Below are 18,101 nucleotides of genomic sequence, written 5' to 3'. Positions count from 1 at the left end.
GCCTTATGCGTGTACTTTCCTGCACGTGCAGCGAGCACGGCAGCCCGAGGACCGGAAAGCCGGCCCGCAGGCACGTGAAGTTCAACACTCCTAGGGGAAACACCATGAAGAACAACCAGCAAGGCTTCACCCTGATCGAACTGATGATCGTCGTCGCGATCATCGCCATCCTGGCCGCCATCGCGCTGCCGGCTTACCAGGACTACGTGGCCCGCTCGCAGGTCACCGCCGGCCTGGCCGACGTCCGTGGCGGCGTGACGGCGTTTGAAGAGAAGATCAACCGCGGCTCGACCCAGTTCTCCGGCCCTGCCTCGGTTGGCCTGCAGGCCAGCACCACTCGATGCAACCCGACCCCGGGTGTCGAAGTGGCCGGAAACGCGACCGGCACCATCAAGTGCACCCTGCTGGGCAACCCGAAGGTCGTGGGCAAGGTTGTCACCTTGACCCGCAACAACAGTGGCGAGTGGAAGTGCTCGGTGCCGGGCCTCGAAGACAAGTACCTGCCGAACGGCTGCACGAAGTAATAGCCGGCAAAATGTCGCATGAAGAGAGGAGCGGGCAACCGCTCCTCTTTTTTTATGCGTCTGTCACGGCACGCGTTGGCATGAAAAGTGCTTGCTAAATGCTAAGGACTCTGCAGGGGGCAGACATGCGCGACAATAAGGGCTTTACTCTCATCGAACTGATGATCGTGGTGGCGATCATCAGCATCCTGGCCGCGATCGCTCTGCCGGCTTACCAGGACTACGCCATTCGCAGCCAGGTCACGGCAGGCCTGTCGGAGATCAGCGGCGGGCGCTCGACGTTCGAGACCCAGGTCGTGGCCAACAGCCGGACGACTTTCAACGTCGAAGAAATTGGCCTGCAAAAGTCCACGCCACGATGCGAGATCAAGATGACGCCGGGTGCTACCGGTTACATCCGCTGCGCGCTCAAGGGCAATCCGAGGATATCCGGAAAGACGATTGAAATCGCGCGTAACGGCAGTGGCGCCTGGGGCTGCAGGATGGATGCCTCGATTCCGACCAAATACCGGCCGGATGGCTGCAGCTGAAACACACGTATTTTGTAGCGGCCCGGGCACCCGGGCCCGGGGAGTCGATTTTCATCGTCATGCCGAAGTACCGTAACGAACTGCTGCTTTCCTTGGCGTTGCTGATTATCACGCTGCTGGCCTACTGGCCCGGCCTGAGCGGCGGGTTCCTGCTGGACGACTACCCGAACATCGTCACCAATCCGCGCGTGCAACCGGAACGGCTCGACCTTGCTGCGATCCGGACAGCGGCCAAGTCCTATGACGCCGGCGGATACGGCCGGCCGCTGGCCACGATTTCCTTCGCGCTCGACCACGCTATGCATGGCAAGGACCCATGGGGTTTCAAGCTCTCCGGGCTGCTGGTGCATGCATTTAACGCACTGCTGGTCTTCTGGCTAACTACACGCCTACTCTCCATGGCATGGGGGCGGTCCAGGAGGAATCTGATCGGGGCGTTCTGTGTGGCCCTGTTGTGGTCGGTTCACCCCATGCAGGTGTCCTCCGCGCTGTACATCGTGCAGCGCATGGAAACCCTCTCGCTGACCTTCGTGGTTCTGGGCCTGATCTGCTATCTGCATGGACGCGAGCGTCAAATTGCGGGCCTCAACGGGTGGCCATGGATCGCAGCTACTGGCGTGCTTATGCTGGCGGGCCTGTCCAGCAAGGAAACAGCCGCACTCCTGCCGGCATACACATTGGCTCTCGAACTGACAATCCTGCACTTCGGCGCAGCCTCAAAACGCATGACCCGTGTACTCCAGTTGGGATACGGCACCGGTGCGACGGCTGCCGTGCTGCTCTTCCTTTTTGTCGTCATTCCACATTTTTCATCGGCTGATGCCTTCATCAACCGCGACTTCAATACCTACGAGCGCGTACTGACCCAGTTCCGCATCCTGCCCATGTATATGGGTCAGATTCTTCTGCCACTGCCCTCGAGCCTGAAGTTCTACTACGATACGCTTGTCCCCTCGCACAGCCTCATCAGCCCGCTTAGCACGCTGTTCGGCGCGATGCTCCTGCTAGCACTGAGCTTGGGCGCATGGGTCATGCGCAAGCGCGCACCACTCTTCTCTCTCGGAATACTTTGGTTCCTTGGCGCGCACCTCATTACCAGCAATGTCTTCAACCTGGAACTCGCGTTCGAGCACCGCAACTACTTCGCTCTCCTGGGCGTACTCTTGGCGTGCGCGGATGTCATTCGACGCATCCCCTCCCGCGATGGCCCGACCATCAAGCATGTGGCTATCGGCGCGGTCCTGGTTGCATCCATTGGCTTGACCGTAATCCGCTCCGCGGCCTGGGGTAACCCCTTGCATCTTGCGCTGGATTTCGTGGCTCGCTCGCCCGAATCTCCACGCGCAAGTAGCGACTTGGGAACGGAGTACCTGAATCTTTCCGAAGGCGATCCCAAATCCCGCTTCTTCTTGCTTGCGCGCGATGAGTTCGAGCGCGGCGCCAAGTTACCAAACGCATCGCCGCTCCTCGAGCAAGGGCTGATCATCATGGCTGCCACCACTGGTGAGCCGGTCGAGGATCGCTGGTGGCAGCAACTGATCCACAAGCTCGCCACCCGCCCCATCGGCTCGCAGGAGATCAGTGCCGTCGCCGGCTTGATGAAACAGCGATACGAAGGCATTGAGCTGGACGATCAACGCCTCTCAGAAGCTTACTCGACCATGCTGAGGCGTCGCGAGATGCCTCCGCAGTTCTATGTGCAGTATGCCAACTACGCCCTCACCCACCTGGGTGACCAGGAACTCGCGGATATCATGTTCGTCAGGGCAGTGGACCACGCTGATGCACAGTACGCGGCCGCGCTCGTGGCAGCATTGGTGATGGACGGACGACACCGAGAAGCAGAGGCGGTGCATGCGCGCGCGCAGCAATTGGGGCTGATGCAAGCTCCCACTTCTCCCTAGCTGGTGCGATCAGCTTGCAGACTCTCCCAACGATGAAGCACCTCTGTATTGCTCAACCAGGCTTTGTAGTACTCGCGCGCCTGCCGACCCATTTCATGACGCGCGGGAGCTCCCTGTTCGATGAGTCGAACAATCGCGTCTCCAATGCTCCCACACACTGAAGGGTCGACGGCAATGACCGGAGGCAAGGGGGCACCATCGGGTACCGACAATTTCTCCTGGCTGATGACCGGCCTCCCGCCGGCGAAATACATGTAGAGCTTGAACGGAAGCACTCGCGCGGCCTTGCCCCCCCCCCCGAACACCCCCAGGCAGATGTCGGCCTGCGCAATCTCCTCGGCGATGCGCCCCAAGTCGCACCATTCACGAATCCACTCAAGTTTGGCCCGCGGATGATCGGCAATGAATCGCTCGATCATCGTGCCCAGTTGCCCATCACCGATAATGCGGAATCGCACACGAGGATGTGTGCCGGCCAACTCTTTTGCTGCCGCGAGAATCTTGTCAACGCCGTGGAGTGGGATCAGTGTGCCGACGAACAGCACACGCACCTCACGCCCACCATCGTCCGTTGCCGCTGGAATCGCGAGGAACCTGGCCTCGTCGATCGCCAGGGGGAACGCATGGACCCGCGCCGGGTCGACCTCAAAGTCCTCGACGAAATGACGTTTGTTCGCCACCGTGTCGACGAGCACGACTGATGCGGCCCTCAGCGCACGCGCCTCGAACGCCCGAACGATGCGCGCAACAATGCCACCTTCCCCGGCGGATCGGTCGCGGAAGCTGGCATCCCACATGGATATGTACGCATCTGCGATACAGCGCGGCCGGATTGAACGCGGCAGCCATGAGAGCATCCAAAGCACGAAGATGGCAGGGTATGGCACATACACCGCAGTTCCACGCCCCCGCCAGGACAGCATCATCCGTAGCAAACAGACCGCATTACCCAGGGCAATACCGATCATCTGCCGTAGCTGTCCGAGGGGGCTGAGGGTTCGCAGCCGCCACAGATGCAACCCCCTTGGAAGCGGCATGCCGCAATCGACCAGATCCACCCCTGCTGCATCCAAGATCGACAGAGTCCTGCTGGCATTCGGGTAACCGCCCCCCTGCGCCCGCAGGCCGGCCACCCGAAGTACGCGGATGGGACTTGAGTATTCCATCAGCGTCAAAGTAGAGCGTGCGCAATAGCGACCAGATTGAGCGCGTCGCACTCGTCGTGGCCAATACTGATCGTGTCAACGTCCATCCCGAAGCCACCTTCCACAGTGGACTTGGCAGCAACGGGCTTGGCCGCGGAAACCGCATGCATGGCATTGAGCGCCGAAACTCTAACCACATTGGGGATAACAGGCAGCGTAGCCGGCAATGTGAGCCATTTGAGCTTCCGGTAGCGCGCGAGTTCGACACGAGCGATTTCTCCCTCCGCCCTCATGAATCGCATGTCCAGTGTGCATCCGCCCGTCGGGAATAACCTTGCCAGGCCCGCCGCGTTGTACTCACGCAGGTGCCAACGGTTCCATGGGCGCTGCGATGGAAGCAGACGAACCGCACGGTTGGGCGTGATGACAATCAGAGCCCCTCCTGGACGCAGAACACGCCGCGCCTCGGCGAGGTATCCAACATCATCACGTACATGCTCGATCACCTGAAATGAAAGAACGGTATCAAAAGCCCCATCCTCGAATGGAAGTGGCACGTCGGGCCGTATCACACGATGCACGAGATTCGGCTTGGCGTGCTGCTCTGACGCAAACCGGATTGCGTCTTCAGATATATCAACAGCGACAACGCTGGTCGCAACTTCAGCCATCATCGCGGCACCGTATCCACTTCCACATCCAAGGTCGAGCACACGCTTTCCCTTCGCGTATGCCTCGGCGAAACGGTAGCTGGCAACGTGCAAGAGGTAGATGGCATAACGCCCCGGATCATCACGATACGATGCCTCGATCACGCGCTCGCCACTTAGCGGCAAATTACTCATGCCTCCCCCCATGCTTTGAAAGTAGCCAGCCGCCCACTGCAAACCAGATCAGATCGCCAACTACCGTGGCCAACCGCATCGCAAGCACGATGCCTGCAAGCCCACCGCCCCCCGAGGTGGACGAGCCGAGCGCCAACGCCATCGCACCCTCGCGGGCGCCGATGCCCGCCGGCATGCCTGGCGAAAGAAACCCGATAAGCCAGGAAACCGTGAAGGCAACCGTCAGCTCCGCGTACCCGAATTGCAGGCCCGTACTCCTAGAAATCAGGAGCAGCCCGAACCCGATCAACAGATAGTTGAGACAGTATGTGGCCAGTGCGAATACCTGCACCGTGAAGCCCGGCAGCGAGGCCTTCAAGTGGACCAAGGGCGAGAACACCCGGCAAGACCTCATTGGACCGTCGAAAGCGGCGAGCAGTTTTGGCATCGCAAGAATGACCAAAGCCGATCCCGCCACGACCCAAGGCAGCCAGAATTCAAGCCAAGGTGGCACCATGAGTAGCCTGATGCCGAAGACCACCCCGCAAACTGCGATGATCATTCCAGCCAGAACAGCGAGCAGCGTCTCCACCGCCACCGACGCGATGAAGTCAGGCATTGACATGCCTCGGCCAATCGACAGAGCTGACCGGCTCGCGAATTGCGCGACATTCCCCGGCACATACTTGGCCAGCTGCGTAGCCCCCATGACTCCACACAACTCAATGAAGGACCGCCGCCGCCCAAAGGGAAGCAAGCGCCCCCAGGCCATCGCCGAAAGAGGGACCACTGCGCAGTACAGGAGCGTTGCGCCACCCAAGGCGAGGCATGTCGTCCATGAGGCGAAGTGGCGCAGGGAATCCCAATCAAACGAAACGATACAGAAATAGAGGAAATAGAGCAGCAGGCCACCACCGATGGCGAAGCCCAGCGCGCGAATTCCAAGCCTCATGCCTTCCTCGCGACTACGATGTAACCGCTGCCCCAGTTCGTCCCGATCGTCATCCGTTGCAGGAACAAGGCGATGTGCAGCAAAGCGCGCCCTAGCGGTGACGAGAGGCCAGCGAAGACACGCTGATACACGGTACGCTCGATCCCGCTACGTGAGTTGCCGTATTCGCGCTCCAAGGCGCCGTTCCGCTCCCGCTCCTGCAGCGCCTTGCGATAGTGGCGCTCACCTAGCCACTCGGTCAGATTCGCCACCGGGAATCCGTAACACTCGATGTGTGTTATCTCCATCCCCGCTGCGCGCACCACATCCACTAACGCGCCACGATCATATCGGCGAAAATGACCTGCCCAGATATCACCACTCCCCCAGCGACGTGAATGAGCCGGGACCGAAAGCAATATATGCCCTCCCGGCGCCAGCCAGGAAAACCAGCGTTTCAGTGTTACCACGTCATCCTCGATGTGCTCGAGCACATCCAACGCAAGAATGGTCGCGAAGCCGGCCTCCCAGTCATCGCTCTCCTCTGATTCGATTGCAATCTCACCACCGGCGAACTCGCACAGCGAGTGGAAAGCAAGTCGCCGCGCTGCTTCGGAGGTCTCCAGCCCGGTGCCCTGATGCCCTTCGGCAACCAGCTCTGCAAGCAACGAGCCCGCGCCACAGCCCACCTCAAGCAAACGGCCGGGTGACAAAGCACGTGTCTTATCAAGAACACGGGCGCGGCGCAGCAGGTACCTTACGGATGGCACCCATGAATGATCCACTGGCAACCATCCAAGCAGCGGATCGATGCCTCTACCATGAACTGAAGGAGGGCCGTGCTGCGCCGACATTCAATCGCCCTTGGTTGTTTGCGCGCCGGACCTGACGGACAAGAACGTCAAGGATGTGATCTGCTCCGAGATCAGCCCGATCAGGAACACGATGACCGCGGCACTGAAGAGCAGCACGCTCATGTTGGTGAGTCGATGCTGCACCAAGAAGGTGTATCCGTAATAGCCCATGCCCAGCAGGAAGAATGCACCAGCAGCAGGCGCAAACAGCTTCAACGGCGAATACAACGTCGCGATCTTGAAGATGATCAGCAGGAAGCGGATGCCGTCCTTGATGGGGCGGATGTGGCTGTTGTTGCCGACGCGCTTGGCCACCGGGATCGGCACATAAGCCACCGGGTAGGCACTGCGGAAAAACGCCATGGTGCTGGTGGTCGGGTAGCTGAAGCCGTTGGGTAGCAGATGCAGGAACTCACGGAACTTGTCCGCGCGCACCGCACGGAACCCGGAGGTCAGGTCAAGAATGGCATGGCCGGTCATCCAACTGGCCAGCCGGTTGTACAGACGATTGGCCAATCCTCTGTGCAGATTGGCCTGGCCGGAGTCATCCCGGGCGCCCACGACCATGTCGTAGCCTTCGTCCAGCTTGCTCAACAAGAGTTCGATATGGGCTGGATCGTGCTGACCGTCAGCGTCCATGAATACGATCACGTCCCCCGTGGCCTCCCGTGCGCCGCGCTTGATCGCAGCGCCATTGCCCATCGAGTAGGGGGACGACAGCACGCGAGCGCCATGCTCTGTGGCAACAGCCGCCGTGGCATCGGTCGAGCCGTCGTCGACGACCACGACCTCCGCCTGCGGCCACCTCGCCCGCAGCGCCGGGAGCGTCCCCGCCAGTCCCTCGGCCTCGTTCTTGGCCGGCAACACCACTGAAATACGCATTCACCCCCCTTTTGCGACAGGGTAGGTCATAGGCGGGTACTCGGTAAGGTGCACGGGTCGCTTTTCTGCGCCGGCGGATCGGGCTGAGCGCAAGCCCCCGTCGTCCCTGCCAGGCTCGAACCAGCCCCGCGGCGCGCAAACGTGCGCCCCGTCCATACGCGCGGATGAGGGTTTGCGGTACAGTCGGGGCGGGGAAATTCAGGGGGCTTCATGAGCGCCATCGCCACTGCCAATTTGGTGGGGATCACCGGCATTGCCCGGCGCTTGGTGCTGGACGGCGCCCTGGAAGACACCGCCGCGCGCGAGGCGCTCGCGGCGGCCAGCAGCCAACGGCAACCGATCGCGACCTACCTGGCGGAAAAACGACTGGTAAGCTCGTCCCAGATGGCTGCCGCCAACTCGATCGAGTTTGGCGTGCCGCTGCTGGACGTGACCGCCTTCGACCCCAAGCAGTCGGCCATCAAGCTGCTCAGTGAGGCCTTGGTGCGCAAGCATCAGGTGCTGCCGCTGTTCAAGCGTGGCAACCGCCTGTTCATCGGCATCGCCGACCCGACCAATTCGCTGGCACTGGACGAGGTCAAGTTCCAGACCAATCTGGTGATCGAGCCGATCCTCCTGGACGAGGACCGCCTGCAGCGCAGCATCGAACTGTGGCTTGAGGCCAGTGACGCACTGGCCGATACCGTCGGCGGTGACGAAGGCCTAGACACGCTCGACGCTTCCGGTGGCGATGCCGATCTGTCCGGTGACAGCGGCGTCGACGTCAAGACCGACGACACGCCAGTGGTCAAGTTCGTCAACAAGGTACTGGTCGATGCGATCCGTCGCGGCGCCTCCGACATTCACTTCGAGCCTTACGAGACCGAATACCGGGTGCGCTTGCGCATCGACGGCCTGCTCAAGCAGATCACCAAGGTACCGCCCAACCTGCAGGCGCGCATCGCCGCCCGCCTTAAGGTGATGGCGCAGCTCGACATCGCCGAGAAGCGCGTGCCGCAGGACGGCCGCATCAAGCTCAATATTTCCAAGACCAAGCAGATCGACTTCCGTGTCAGCACCCTGCCCACGCTGTTCGGTGAGAAGGTGGTGCTGCGTATCCTCGACGGCAGCGCCGCCAAGCTTGGCATCGACAAGCTCGGCTATGAGGATGACCAGCGCGCCTTGTACGAACAGGCGCTGGCCAAGCCCTACGGCATGGTGCTGGTGACCGGCCCGACCGGCTCAGGCAAGACGGTGTCGCTGTACACCGGCCTGAATATCCTCAACGACGAACAGCGCAACATCTCCACGGTCGAGGATCCAGTCGAAATCCGCGTGCCTGGCATCAACCAGGTGCAGATGAACGTCAAGCGCGGCATGACCTTTGCCGCTGCGCTGCGCAGCTTCCTACGCCAGGACCCGGACGTGATCATGGTCGGCGAAATCCGCGACCTGGAAACAGCCGAGATAGCCATCAAGGCCGCCCAGACCGGCCACATGGTGCTGTCGACCCTGCACACCAACGACGCGCCGCAGACCATCGCGCGTTTGATGAACATGGGCGTGGCGCCGTTCAACATCACGTCTAGCGTGACCCTGGTCATCGCCCAGCGCCTGGCCCGTCGCTTGCACGACTGCAAGCGTGAGGTGCATCTGCCCGAGCATGCCCTGCTGGCCGAAGGCTTCTCCCACGAGGAGATCGCCAACGGACTGAATATCTATGAGGCGGTCGGCTGCAGCGATTGCACCGAGGGCTACAAGGGCCGCACAGGCATCTACCAGGTGATGCCGATGAGCGATGAGATCCAAGCGATCGTGCTGGCCGGCGGCAATGCGATGCAGATCGCCGAAGCCGCGCAACGCTCCAGTGTCCGCGACCTGCGCCAGTCGGCGCTGGTGAAAGTCAAGAACGGCGTTACCAGTCTTGCCGAAATCAACCGCGTAACCAAGGACTAAGCCATGTCCGCGACCCGCACCGCCACCAAATCCACCACCGTCCGTCGCCCCAACCCACAGGACATGTTTGTCTGGGAGGGCACCGACAAGCGCGGCAAGGTCATGAAGGGCGAGCAGCAGGCCAAGAGCGCCAACATGCTGCGCGCCGAACTGCGCCGTCTCGGCATCACACCCAAGGTGGTCAAGCCCAAGGGCAAGCCGTTGTTTGGCGCCGCAGGCAAGCGCATTACCCCGCTCGACATCGCCGTGTTCAGCCGTCAGATCGCGACCATGATGAAATCAGGCGTGCCGATCGTGGGCTCGATGGAGATCATCGCCAACGGCAACAAGAACCCGCGCATGTCGACCTTGGTCAACTCCGTACGTGCCGATGTCGAGAGCGGTTCATCGCTGTACGAGGCACTGTGCAAGCACCCGGTGCAGTTCGATGAGCTCTATCGCAACCTGGTCAAGGCCGGCGAATCGGCCGGCGTGCTCGAAACCGTGCTCGACACGGTCGCCACCTACAAGGAAAACATCGAAGCCCTGAAGGGCAAGATCAAGAAGGCGATGTTCTATCCGGCGATGGTGATCGCGGTGGCGCTGATCGTCAGTTCGATCCTGCTGGTGTTCGTGGTGCCGCAATTCGAGGAGGTCTTCAAGGGCTTCGGCGCCGACCTGCCAGCCTTCACCAAACTCATCGTGGCACTGAGCCGCTTCATGGTCAGCTGGTGGTGGGTGATCCTGCTCGGCGCAGTCGGCATGGTGGTGGCCTTCATCATGGCCAAGAACCGCTCAGTCAACTTCGCCCGTTTCCTCGACCGCATCACGCTCAAGATTCCGGTGATCGGCCAGATCATGCACAACTCGGCGATTGCCCGCTTCGCGCGCACGCTCGGCGTCACCTTCAAGGCCGGCGTGCCGCTGGTGGAAGCGCTGGACACGGTCGCCGGCGCCACCGGCAACGTGGTCTACGAGGACGCGGTGCGCCGTATCCGCGACGACGTTGCAGTCGGCTACCCGGTCAACATGGCGATGAAGCAGGTCAACCTGTTCCCGCACATGGTGACGCAGATGACCGCGATCGGCGAAGAAGCCGGTGCGCTCGATGCCATGCTGTTCAAGGTCGCCGAGTTCTACGAGCAGGAGGTCAACAACGCCGTCGACGCACTGGCCAGCCTGTTGGAACCACTGATCATGGTGTTCCTGGGCGTGATCGTCGGCGGCATGGTGATCGCCATGTACCTGCCGATCTTCAAGCTTGCTGCCACGGTTGGCTGATCGGCAAGCGCATATAAGCGACAATCCCGCACATGGCATTCCTCGATCAAAACCCCGCCATCGGCTACCCGCTGGCGGCCGGACTCGGCCTGCTGGTCGGCAGTTTTCTCAACGTGGTCATCCTGCGCCTGCCCAAGCGCTTGGAATGGCAGTGGCAGCGTGACAGCCGTGAGGTGCTCGGCGAGCCCGAGGCCTACGACCCGCCGCCGCCCGGGATCGTGGTCGAGCGCTCGCATTGCCCGCACTGCAAGCACCAGCTGTCGTGGTACGAGAACATCCCGGTGTTCAGCTACCTGGCGCTGCGCGGGCGCTGCCGCAACTGCAAGACGCCGATCTCGCCGCAGTACCCGCTGGTCGAGTTGCTGACGATGCTGCTGGTGATGGCCTGCGTCTGGCGCTTCGGCTTCGGCTGGCAGGGCTTCGGCGCGATCGTGTTCACCTGTTTCCTGATCGCACTGTCCGGCATTGACCTGCGCACTCAACTCCTGCCCGATCAGCTGACTTTGCCGCTGATGTGGCTGGGCCTGATCGCGGCCTCTGACAACCTCTACTTCGGCGCCAAGCCGGCCTTGCTCGGTGCCGTCGCCGGCTACATGAGCCTGTGGGCAGTGTGGTGGCTGTTCAAGCAGATCACCGGCAAGGAGGGCATGGGCCACGGCGACTTCAAGCTGCTGGCCGCGATCGGCGCGTGGACCGGGCTCAAGGGCATCCTGCCGACGATCCTGCTGTCGTCGCTGGTCGGCGCCATCGTCGGCTCGATCTGGCTGGCGATGAAGGGCCGCGACCGTGCCACGCCGATTCCGTTCGGCCCCTACCTGGCCATCGCCGGCTGGATCGCGTTCTTCTGGGGTGAGCAGATGGTCGGCGCCTACCTGCGCTTCTCCGGTCTGGAATAACACCCGCACCGGGCGTGACCTGAGCGCTCCGGTGCGCTCCGACTTCGTTACGCTACGCAGCGGACGAACCCGACTGCGAGCGTACCGGACATGAGTGCCTTCATCATCGGCGTGACCGGCGGCGTGGCGTCCGGCAAAAGCGAAGTCACGCGCCGCTTCGAGGCGCTCGGCGTGGTCGTGGCCGATGCCGATGTGGCCGCGCGCGAGGCGGTGGCCGCGGGCTCGGACGGCCTGGCCGAAGTCGTCGCGGCGTTCGGTGTCGACGTGCTGGCCGCCGATGGCAGCCTCGACCGCGCGGCGATGCGTCGACATGTGTTCGGCGACGAGGCCGCGCGGCGGCGGCTCGAGGCCATCGTCCACCCGCGCGTGCGGCTCGTCCTGCGCGAAGCCTGCCGGGCCGCGCCTGGCCCCTACGCGATCGCGGCAATCCCGCTGCTGGCTGAAGGCGGCGGCCGCGAGGCCTACCCGTGGCTGGCACGGATCCTGGTCGTCGACGTCCCCGCCGCGGTGCAGCGCGCGCGCGTGATGCAGCGCGACGGCGTCGATGCCGGATTGGCCGAACGCATGATCGCCGCCCAGGCCACGCGCACGACGCGGCTGGCGATCGCCGACGACGTCATCGTCAACGACGGCCCCTTGGCGGCACTGGAGGCGCACGTGGTCGCCCTCGACCGTCGCTACCGCGCCCTGGCCGCTGACGCCGCCTATTGATCCGACCTTCAAATCAATCGTTGTAGGAGCGGCTTCAGCCGCGAGCTTTGGCACCCCGTACACACGCGAAAAATTCGCGTCAGAAGCCGCTCCTACATGAAGCAAAGTTCGGCCGGATCAATAATCCGTCGGCCACAGGCCGCGAATCGCGGCGATGCCCTGGGCGCCATGGCGGCGCGCCTCGTCGAGATCACCCGGAAGCAAGCCACCAATCGCGTAGAGCGGCAGCGACACCGTTTCGCGCAAGGCGGCGAATCCGTCCCAGCCGATGCCGACGGCGCCCGGATGGCTGGCCGTCGGCTTGAGCGCGCCGACCACGGCGAAATCGCAGCCCAACGCCTGCGCAGCACGCAGCTCGTCGGCGTCATGGCAGGAGGCTGCCAGCGGCCGGCTGGCCGGCACGGGACGCTGCGCGTACTCAACCAACTGCAGCGCACGCAGATGCAGGCCCGCTCCCAACTCATCGGCGAGATCGGCATCGCCGTTCACCAGCACCTCGACGCCCGCCTTGCGGCACAGCGCGACGGCACGGCCGGCCAGCGCCCGCCAGCGGTCACGCGGCAACGACGGCGCGCGCAGCTGCACCCGGTCGATGCCCGTGGCCAAGGTGCGTTCGAGTTGCTGCAGCCACCGCGCGTCGTCATCGCCGGGCTCCGGCGTGACCAGGTAATACGGCGCCTGGCGCAGGGCCGCCACCACCGGGCGGTCCGCCGGCGGCATCGCATAGCGGTCGAGTTTGGCCGGCGGCACCCAGGCCAGCGCCTGGCCTTCACGGCCGCGCGCGCTGCCACGCCAGGCCGCGATCTGACGCACGTCCAGGCGCAACCGCTTGTCCGGGTAGGCCTGCGGCACGGTGATCAATGACGCGCCCACTTCGACATCGATGCCGAGCTCCTCGTGCAGCTCGCGCATCAAGGCGGCCTCGGGCGATTCGCCCGGCTCGCGCTTGCCGCCCGGAAACTCCCAGAGCCCGGCCAGGTCGCGGCCTTCGGTACGCCGCGCCAGCAGGATGCGGCCGCGCAGGTCGCGGATGACGCCGGCGACGACTTCGACGGAGCGTGATTCGTGATGGGTGATTCGTGATTCGTTCGCGGCGCCATCCCGGGCCTCGCGCTGCCTTTCACCTGGCGATGATGAAGCAGGTTCCTCGCTGCGCTCGGAATGGCAGCCTTTGCTGTTCACGAGTCACTCTTCACGAATCACGAATCACGAATCACGGCTTTCAGGCCAGCTGCCCATGGCAGTGCTTGTACTTCTTGCCGCTGCCGCAGGGACAGGGATCGTTGCGGCCGACGTTGGCAAAGGCTGCCTCGGACACCTGCGTGGCCTCCTCGTCGGCGCCGAAACCGCCGGCGTCGGCGTGCTGGAACTGCAGCTGCCGCGCCTGCGCCTCGGCCTGGGCGCGCTCGGCCGCCTCCATCGCCACGATCTCGTCCTCGCTACGGATGCGCACGCGCGCCAGCAGCGTCACTACTTCGCGCTTGACCTTGTCGAGCATGTCGCTGAACAGCTCGAAGGCTTCCTTCTTGTACTCCTGCTTGGGCTGCTTCTGCGCGTACCCGCGCAGATGGATGCCCTGGCGCAGGTAGTCCATGCGCGCCAGGTGCTCCTTCCAGCTCTGGTCGAGCACGTTGAGCATGATGTGCTTCTCGAGCAGGCGCATCGTCTCGGCACCAAGCTGCGTCTCGCGCTCGGCGAAGTGATTGCGCACCGCGTCCTGTACGCGCTGTTCGATGGTCTCGGCGTCGAGCTCGTCGCTGTCCTTGGCCATCTGCACCAGCGGCAACTGCACGCCGAACTCCTCCACCAGCGTCGCCTCCAGGCCCGGCAGGTCCCACTGCTCGTCGATCGAGTTCGCCGGCACGAAGCGGGCGACGGTGTCGGCGACCACGTCTTCGCGAAGGCCCTCGACGTTGTCCTGCACGGTCTCGGCCTCGAGCAACTCGTCGCGCTGGCCGTAGATCACCTTGCGCTGGTCGTTGTTGACGTCGTCGAAGTCGAGCAGGTTCTTGCGGATGTCGAAGTTGTGCGCCTCGACCTTGCGCTGCGCGTTGGCGATCTGCTTGGTCACCAGCGGGCTTTCGATGATGTCGTCTTCCTTCAGGCCCATGCGCGCCATGATCCGCTGCACCCAGTCGGCGGCGAAGATGCGCATCAGGTTGTCTTCCAGCGACAGGTAGAAGCGCGACGAGCCCGGGTCGCCCTGGCGGCCGGCGCGACCGCGCAGCTGGTTGTCGATGCGGCGCGACTCGTGGCGCTCGGTGCCGACGATGTGCAGGCCGCCGGCGGTCTTGACCGCCTCGTGGCGTGCCTGCCACTCGGCTTTCAGACGCGCGCGGGTGACCTCGTCGACCGGCTGGTCGCCGTTGGCGGCTTCCAGTTCGGCCAGTTCGTTCTCGAGCGAACCGCCAAGCACGATGTCGGTGCCGCGGCCGGCCATGTTGGTGGCGATGGTGACCGCGCCGGGGCGGCCGGCCTGGGCGACGATGGTCGCCTCGCGCTCGTGCTGCTTGGCGTTGAGCACCTCGTGCGCCACGCCGGCCTCGCGCAACTGCTGGCTGAGCATCTCCGACACTTCGATCGAGGTCGTACCGACCAGCACCGGCTGCTTGCGTTCGTTGGCGTCCTTGATCTCGTTGAGCACCGCGCGGTACTTGCCGGCGCGGTTGAGGAACACGTGGTCGGCGCTGTCCTTGCGCACCATCGGCCGGTGGGTCGGGATCACCACCACTTCCAGGCCGTAGATGCTCTGGAACTCGTAGGCCTCGGTATCGGCCGTGCCGGTCATGCCGGACAGCTTCTTGTACATGCGGAACAGGTTCTGGAAGGTGATGCTGGCCAGCGTCTGGTTCTCGCGCTGGACCGGCACGCCTTCCTTGGCCTCGACCGCCTGGTGCAGGCCGTCGGACCAGCGGCGCCCGGCCAGGGTGCGACCGGTGAACTCGTCGACGATCACCACCTCGCCGTCGCGCACGATGTAGTCGACGTCGCGCTGGTAGATCGCGTGCGCGCGCATCGCCGCGTTGAGATGGTGGACGACGCTGAGGTTGTTGGCGCCGTACAGGCTGTCGTCCTCGCCCTGCAGGATGCCGGCCTTGCGCAGCAGCTCCTCGGCATGCTCCTGGCCGGACTCGGACAGATGCACCTGCTTGCCCTTCTCGTCGACCCAGTAGTCGCCGATGCCGTCCTCGACTTCCTGCCGCGTCAGCTGCGGCACGATGCGGTTGACCTTGATGTACAGCTCCGGCGACTCGTCGGCCGGGCCGGAGATGATCAGCGGGGTGCGCGCCTCGTCGATCAGGATCGAGTCGACCTCGTCGACGATCGCGTAATGCAGCCCGCGCTGGAAACGGTCCTCCTTCGACAGCGCCATGTTGTCGCGCAGGTAGTCGAAGCCGAACTCGTTATTGGTGCCGTAGGTGATGTCGCTGGCGTAGGCGGCGTGCTTGTCGCTATGCGGCATGCCCGGGTAGACCACGCCGACCGACAGGCCCAGCCAGTTGTAGAGCTTGCCCATCCAGGCCGAGTCACGCCGCGCCAGGTAGTCGTTGACGGTGACCACGTGCACGCCCTTGCCCTCGAGCGCATTGAGGTAGGTCGGCAACGTGCCGACCAGGGTCTTGCCCTCGCCGGTGCGCATCTCGGCGATCTTGCCCAGGTGCAGGACCATGCCGCCGATCAGCTGCACGTCGTAATGGCGCATGCCGAGCACGCGCCTGGACGCCTCGCGGCAGACCGCGAATGCCTCCGGCAGCAGCTTGTCGAGCGCTTCACCGTCGGCGATGCGCTTCTGGAACTCGGGGGTCTTGGCCTGCAGCTCGCTGTCGGAGAGTTTCTCCATCTCCGGCTCGAGCGCGTTGATCTTGATGACGGAGCGTTGCAGTTGACGCAGCAGGCGGTCGTTGCGGCTGCCGAAAACGCGGGTAAGCAGGCTGTTGAGCATGAGCGGGTACGGGTCCGTGAAGCGGATCGGGAAAACGCCGGGCAGGCGCGTTAAGAACGCGCGACCGCCGGCAAGTTCCCCGAGCAATCCATAGAAAACGGGGAATCCAGAAACGAGATCGGGGCGCCGTGCGCCCCGATCATGTCGAGCCTGGTCTTTGGCCGCGCCGATTGTAGCGTGGGGGCGAGGCCAGGTGCTTGCAAGCCACGGGCGCGCGGCTTGCGCCCTGCGCTGGCCCAGAGTGCGACGCAGCGCTCAACCGCTGCGTTGGATCAGCCCTTGATCTCGAGCTTGAGCGGCGACTGCTGGCTCAGGAAGTTGCGCGGGTTGACCACGCGGCCGTTTTCCCAGACCTCGAAATGGACGTGGGCGCCGGTCGAACGACCGGTCGAGCCGGCTTTGGCGATCTCCTGGCCGGCGCGGACCAGCTCGCCGACCTTGCGGGTCAGGCGCGAGTTGTGGGCGTAGCGGGTCACGTAGCCGTTGCCGTGGTCGACCTCGACCACGTTGCCGTAACCCGAGCGCCCGCCCGAGTAGCTGACCACGCCGTCGGCCACTGCCAGCACCGGGTCGCCGACATTGGCCTTGAAATCGATGCCCTTGTGGTTGGCATGGCCGCCGTTGAACGGATCGGCACGGCCACCGAAGCCAGAGGTGATGTAGCTGCCTGCGATCGGCTCGCGCCCGGGCACCGCATTCATGTCCAGCTGACGGTTGAACAGCAGCGCCTCGAGCACCGAGAGCTGCTCGCCGGAGGCCTTGAACTGCTGGCCCAGGACGGCCATGCCCGCGTCGAGCTCGGTCTTGGCCATGTCGCGCACCGGGCCGGCACCGCCGATACCGACCGGCTTGTCGAAGTCGAATTCGCCGTCCTGCAGTTGGCCGATGCGGGTCAGGCGCTCGCCGAGCGCGTTGAGCCGGTTGGCTTCGGCCTGCAACTCGCCCATGCGTGCCGCCAGCGCGTTGATCTCGCGCTGGGCGTCACGGCGGGTCGCGTCGATCAGGGCCTGCTGGCGCTCGCCCTTACCGCGCAACAGCGCGTTGTCGGCGATGCCTGCACCGGCGCCGACCGCGAGCCCGGTGCCCAGCAACAGCGCGATGGCCAGAGCGGGCCGCTGCCCGCCCCAATACCCGGCCTGCTGCAACCAAGTCGCCAGCTGGGCACGGGTTTTGTTTACGATGGATGGATAGGTCATATGTCCGATGTCTGATTCCAAGCCCAGGTTGCCCCGACCCCACTCTTCGACCCCACGGGCCGCGCTCGATGCGCTGCTCGCGGAACCGGCGGGGGGCCCGATCCGCCGCGCACTCTGGCTCGACGAACTGGACCGACGGTTACGTCCTCACCTGCCGTCCCCGTTGGCCGCGCATGCGCGGCTGGCCAACTACGAGTGCGGCAGGCTCGTGTTTGTCGTCGACGCTCCGGTGTGGCGAGCCAAACTGCGGCTCGTCGCTCCGGAACTGCTCGACGCGGCCCGTTCCGTCGGGCTGGATGCGGCTGAACTCATCGTCAAAACGACAGCACCGGCGACTGCCCCCGCGCAATCCCACCGGAAAGCCAAACCCATGTCAGCGGTTGCCCAACAAGCCCTGCAAGCCGCTTTGGCGTCCCTGAAAGACCCCGATCACTCCGGACCGGAAGACGCCTCCTGACCTGCGTCGGGTCACTGGCATGGTCGATGCCGTGAGCCGCCGGAAGGCCGGGGTCGGGGCATGCTAAAGGCCTAACCTCTTGAAATTGTTAAAGGGTTAGAAATATTTC

16 protein-coding genes are annotated in these 18,101 nt (G+C 63.9%); 8 read left to right on the top strand and 8 right to left on the bottom strand.

Annotation, left to right across the window (positions count from 1 at the left end):
* Window positions 1-104: 104 nt before the first annotated feature.
* The 3 genes from ACFOLC_RS11200 to ACFOLC_RS11190 all read left to right on the top strand — a co-directional run bounded on the left by ACFOLC_RS11200 (window position 105) and on the right by ACFOLC_RS11190 (window position 2,958).
* Entirely contained in the window at window positions 105-524 is a 420-nt protein-coding gene (locus tag ACFOLC_RS11200) for a pilin (protein ID WP_386759332.1), read from the top strand.
* Between the two features lie 125 nt (window positions 525-649).
* A complete protein-coding gene (locus ACFOLC_RS11195) occupies window positions 650-1,054 on the top strand; it encodes a pilin (protein ID WP_386759331.1) in 405 nt (134 codons plus the stop codon).
* A 59-nt stretch (window positions 1,055-1,113) separates the two neighbouring features.
* Window positions 1,114-2,958 (top strand): hypothetical protein, encoded by a 1,845-nt coding sequence (locus tag ACFOLC_RS11190; protein ID WP_386759330.1) that lies wholly within the window; start codon window positions 1,114-1,116, stop codon window positions 2,956-2,958.
* On the opposite strand, the gene ACFOLC_RS11185 is transcribed toward ACFOLC_RS11190, so the two are convergent.
* The 5 genes from ACFOLC_RS11185 to ACFOLC_RS11165 form a co-directional block, all read right to left on the bottom strand.
* Window positions 2,955-4,016: a hypothetical protein gene (locus tag ACFOLC_RS11185; RefSeq protein ID WP_386759329.1), complete on the bottom strand. Its 1,062-nt coding sequence runs from the start codon at window positions 4,014-4,016 to the stop codon at window positions 2,955-2,957. The two genes, ACFOLC_RS11190 and ACFOLC_RS11185, sit on opposite strands and share 4 nt — an antisense overlap.
* A 113-nt stretch (window positions 4,017-4,129) precedes the next feature.
* A complete protein-coding gene (locus tag ACFOLC_RS11180) occupies window positions 4,130-4,948 on the bottom strand; it encodes a class I SAM-dependent methyltransferase (RefSeq protein ID WP_386759328.1) in 819 nt (272 codons plus the stop codon).
* A complete protein-coding gene (locus tag ACFOLC_RS11175; RefSeq protein ID WP_386759327.1) occupies window positions 4,941-5,879 on the bottom strand; it encodes a lysylphosphatidylglycerol synthase domain-containing protein in 939 nt (312 codons plus the stop codon). The genes ACFOLC_RS11180 and ACFOLC_RS11175 overlap by 8 nt, the downstream gene beginning before the upstream one ends.
* Complete coding sequence (locus ACFOLC_RS11170; protein WP_386759326.1) at window positions 5,876-6,643, bottom strand: class I SAM-dependent methyltransferase; 768 nt, start codon at window positions 6,641-6,643, stop codon at window positions 5,876-5,878. The genes ACFOLC_RS11175 and ACFOLC_RS11170 overlap by 4 nt, the downstream gene beginning before the upstream one ends.
* A 69-nt stretch (window positions 6,644-6,712) precedes the next feature.
* Window positions 6,713-7,594, bottom strand: a complete 882-nt coding sequence (locus ACFOLC_RS11165; protein WP_386759325.1) for a glycosyltransferase family 2 protein — start codon at window positions 7,592-7,594, stop codon at window positions 6,713-6,715.
* A 210-nt stretch (window positions 7,595-7,804) separates the two neighbouring features.
* On the opposite strand from ACFOLC_RS11165, the gene pilB reads away from it, so the two are divergent.
* From pilB to coaE, 4 genes are all read left to right on the top strand, one after another.
* Complete coding sequence (gene pilB / locus ACFOLC_RS11160; protein ID WP_386759324.1) at window positions 7,805-9,529, top strand: type IV-A pilus assembly ATPase PilB; 1,725 nt, start codon at window positions 7,805-7,807, stop codon at window positions 9,527-9,529.
* Window positions 9,530-9,532: 3 nt separating this feature from the next.
* Window positions 9,533-10,789, top strand: coding sequence for a type II secretion system F family protein (locus ACFOLC_RS11155; RefSeq protein WP_386759323.1), 1,257 nt, complete (start codon window positions 9,533-9,535; stop codon window positions 10,787-10,789).
* Window positions 10,790-10,821: 32 nt separating this feature from the next.
* Window positions 10,822-11,685 carry a prepilin peptidase gene (locus ACFOLC_RS11150; RefSeq protein WP_386759322.1) on the top strand — a complete coding sequence of 288 codons (864 nt, stop codon included), beginning with the start codon at window positions 10,822-10,824 and terminating at the stop codon, window positions 11,683-11,685.
* A 90-nt stretch (window positions 11,686-11,775) separates the two neighbouring features.
* Complete coding sequence (coaE, locus tag ACFOLC_RS11145; protein ID WP_386759321.1) at window positions 11,776-12,396, top strand: dephospho-CoA kinase; 621 nt, start codon at window positions 11,776-11,778, stop codon at window positions 12,394-12,396.
* Window positions 12,397-12,513: 117 nt separating this feature from the next.
* Here the strand turns inward: coaE and ACFOLC_RS11140 are convergent, their stop codons facing one another.
* From ACFOLC_RS11140 to ACFOLC_RS11130, 3 genes are all read right to left on the bottom strand, one after another.
* Window positions 12,514-13,473 (bottom strand): Nudix family hydrolase, encoded by a 960-nt coding sequence (locus ACFOLC_RS11140; protein ID WP_386759421.1) that lies wholly within the window; start codon window positions 13,471-13,473, stop codon window positions 12,514-12,516.
* A 145-nt stretch (window positions 13,474-13,618) separates the two neighbouring features.
* Complete coding sequence (gene secA / locus ACFOLC_RS11135) at window positions 13,619-16,339, bottom strand: preprotein translocase subunit SecA (RefSeq protein WP_386759320.1); 2,721 nt, start codon at window positions 16,337-16,339, stop codon at window positions 13,619-13,621.
* A gap of 272 nt (window positions 16,340-16,611) precedes the next feature.
* Complete coding sequence (locus tag ACFOLC_RS11130; RefSeq protein ID WP_386759319.1) at window positions 16,612-17,535, bottom strand: peptidoglycan DD-metalloendopeptidase family protein; 924 nt, start codon at window positions 17,533-17,535, stop codon at window positions 16,612-16,614.
* A gap of 7 nt (window positions 17,536-17,542) precedes the next feature.
* Between ACFOLC_RS11130 and ACFOLC_RS11125 the strand changes: the two genes are divergently transcribed.
* Window positions 17,543-17,992: a DciA family protein gene (locus tag ACFOLC_RS11125; RefSeq protein ID WP_386759318.1), complete on the top strand. Its 450-nt coding sequence runs from the start codon at window positions 17,543-17,545 to the stop codon at window positions 17,990-17,992.
* Window positions 17,993-18,101 lie beyond the last annotated feature (109 nt).

Source organism: Lysobacter cavernae (assembly GCF_042648505.1).
Classification (GTDB): domain Bacteria; phylum Pseudomonadota; class Gammaproteobacteria; order Xanthomonadales; family Xanthomonadaceae; genus Lysobacter_L; species Lysobacter_L cavernae.
Note: the sequence above shows the minus strand (reverse complement) of the source record. Positions and strands in the feature narration are given on the sequence as shown.

Excerpts from the sequence above, each read along its gene's own strand:
- ACFOLC_RS11165 (WP_386759325.1), bottom strand. The coding sequence starts at position 7,594 with ATGCGTATTTCAGTGGTGTTGCCGGCCAAGAACGAGGCCGAGGGACTG.
- ACFOLC_RS11155 (WP_386759323.1), top strand. The coding sequence starts at position 9,533 with ATGTCCGCGACCCGCACCGCCACCAAATCCACCACCGTCCGTCGCCCC.
- ACFOLC_RS11175 (WP_386759327.1), bottom strand. The coding sequence starts at position 5,879 with ATGAGGCTTGGAATTCGCGCGCTGGGCTTCGCCATCGGTGGTGGCCTG.
- ACFOLC_RS11190 (WP_386759330.1), top strand. The coding sequence starts at position 1,114 with ATGCCGAAGTACCGTAACGAACTGCTGCTTTCCTTGGCGTTGCTGATT.
- ACFOLC_RS11195 (WP_386759331.1), top strand. The coding sequence starts at position 650 with ATGCGCGACAATAAGGGCTTTACTCTCATCGAACTGATGATCGTGGTG.
- ACFOLC_RS11125 (WP_386759318.1), top strand. The coding sequence starts at position 17,543 with ATGTCTGATTCCAAGCCCAGGTTGCCCCGACCCCACTCTTCGACCCCA.
- secA (WP_386759320.1), bottom strand. The coding sequence starts at position 16,339 with ATGCTCAACAGCCTGCTTACCCGCGTTTTCGGCAGCCGCAACGACCGC.
- ACFOLC_RS11130 (WP_386759319.1), bottom strand. The coding sequence starts at position 17,535 with ATGACCTATCCATCCATCGTAAACAAAACCCGTGCCCAGCTGGCGACT.
- ACFOLC_RS11150 (WP_386759322.1), top strand. The coding sequence starts at position 10,822 with ATGGCATTCCTCGATCAAAACCCCGCCATCGGCTACCCGCTGGCGGCC.
- pilB (WP_386759324.1), top strand. The coding sequence starts at position 7,805 with ATGAGCGCCATCGCCACTGCCAATTTGGTGGGGATCACCGGCATTGCC.
- ACFOLC_RS11180 (WP_386759328.1), bottom strand. The coding sequence starts at position 4,948 with ATGAGTAATTTGCCGCTAAGTGGCGAGCGCGTGATCGAGGCATCGTAT.
- coaE (WP_386759321.1), top strand. The coding sequence starts at position 11,776 with ATGAGTGCCTTCATCATCGGCGTGACCGGCGGCGTGGCGTCCGGCAAA.
- ACFOLC_RS11200 (WP_386759332.1), top strand. The coding sequence starts at position 105 with ATGAAGAACAACCAGCAAGGCTTCACCCTGATCGAACTGATGATCGTC.